General features: G+C 46.7%; 1 pseudogene. It reads right to left on the bottom strand.

From position 1 onward, the window contains the following. A pseudogene (locus ACFINO_RS09610) lies at nt 1-1,819 on the bottom strand (filamentous hemagglutinin); the annotation flags it as partial.

Genomic DNA, 1,819 nt, shown 5'->3' with positions numbered 1-1,819 from the left:
GTCCCGTATGACTTTGATGTTCGTGCCCCTTTCCCCAAAGATTGGGCCCATCTTGATATAACATCCCATCACTGAGTTGATCAGCCCCCTCTGGTCTTTGAAATGAAAGATCGCTATATTCCTTTTTTTCCTTCATTTCCGGTATGCTATCGGCTTCATTTTGCAATGTTTTGGTTTGGATGTTTAAGTTTCCACCTGCCTGAATCAAACCTGCTTTGTTGACAAGAGAAAGGCTCTTTCCTGTGCCCCCCAAATTGGTGAAAGATAAATCACCCTCTGCCACAATGGCACCCAAATCATTCAACAAAGCCCCATCAACTTTGAGCGCACCATTGCCCTTCACATAGATTAAACCCGTTTTGCTGTTGGTCGCATCACCTGTCACACTGAAGGCTAAATTCTGCCCCGCTGCCAATTGACCACTATTGTGAAGCTTCCCTGTTTTGATGGTAAAATCTCGTGCCGCTAAAACCGATGTTTCCTTATCCGTCATAATCCCTGGAGCTCTAAAAACAATATCCCCACTCCCCCCCTTATCTGTCACAGCTTGCAGCCGTGCATGCTGAATATCAAGGGCATTGGTGCTTTGAAAGTCTAAACCGCCATAAGTCAATTCGCTCCCCGAAACATCAATATGATCCCCCTTTAAATACAGCGTTTGAGGCGTGTAAATATGAGAACAATTCTTGCTTAAATCGAGAGTGTTTGCTGTCAACCTCACATCCCCCATGGCAGACAGCACATTCTCAACACTAATCCCTCCAGATCCCGATGTCAGTGTTGTGCTGCCATAGCCGATAACCTGATCATAATAAATGTCGTTACCAGCAAAAAGGGCAATATTTTCACCACTGATAATATGTCCAACCTTTATCCCCCTTTGTGCCGTAATCGAAAGCGAGCCCTTCTCATGCAAAATAAGTTTGCCAAAAACACTCGATTGGACAAAATCTCCCCCTGTCATCAGTGTGCCAGCCTCAAGGTTCCTGACCTTTAAAACAGCATCTCCACCCGTCATCAGAGAAGAAAAATCAACCGCTCCACCATCAATATCTGCCCTTCCATAAGCAATCAGTTGTCCAAAATGAACTCCAGCATCCGGTTGGGTATGAATAGCAACATTATCATGAGATTGAAGAAATTGAGAAACCGAAACCCCGTTATGAGAAACCAGAGTGATCTCTCCCGCTCCATAAATGCTTTCCGCAGCTATCGCACCTCCCACACTTTGGAGATCAACACCCCCATGGCTGCCCAAAACAAGCTTCCCAGCAGCCCCCGTTGCTGCCATATCAACCCCACCGGCTAAAAGATGCGCCCTGATATCACCACCAGCATGTGCTTTTAAATTGCCCCCAGACAAAATAGTGCCACCAATGGTCAGATCACCGCCCGTTGCAAACGCTATATCAGCCCCTGCCCCTAGCCCAGAGACTTTGATGGCTTCGCGCGAAGACAGCTGCATATTGCCTCCAGAGGTCGCTTGCCCGGCAATGGTTAAAAGCCCTTCTTGTGCCTCTGCTATAAAATGACCATCTGCCCCAATGGTTTCTAACGTCACATCTTTTTTTGCCGCAATCTCAATATGCTTTTTGGATGCAATGTGTTTTGCCAACACACTCTGGCTTTTTGATTTCAGAACAACACCCCTATGACCAAAGGCATTCTGTAGTGAGATTTTTCCATCCGCAGAAAGATGTAACTGCCCCGCATTGGCCGCCATATCATGGCGCATGCGAACCCCAACACCTTTTTCTGTTGCCACAAGTTTAATCTGATCCGCCTGTAGAGCCCCCAAAGCAGAACCATCTATCGCATA

It is taken from the genome of Bartonella sp. AA83SXKL, assembly GCF_042196965.1.
Classification (GTDB): Bacteria; Pseudomonadota; Alphaproteobacteria; order Rhizobiales; family Rhizobiaceae; genus Bartonella.
Note: the sequence above shows the minus strand (reverse complement) of the source record. Positions and strands in the feature narration are given on the sequence as shown.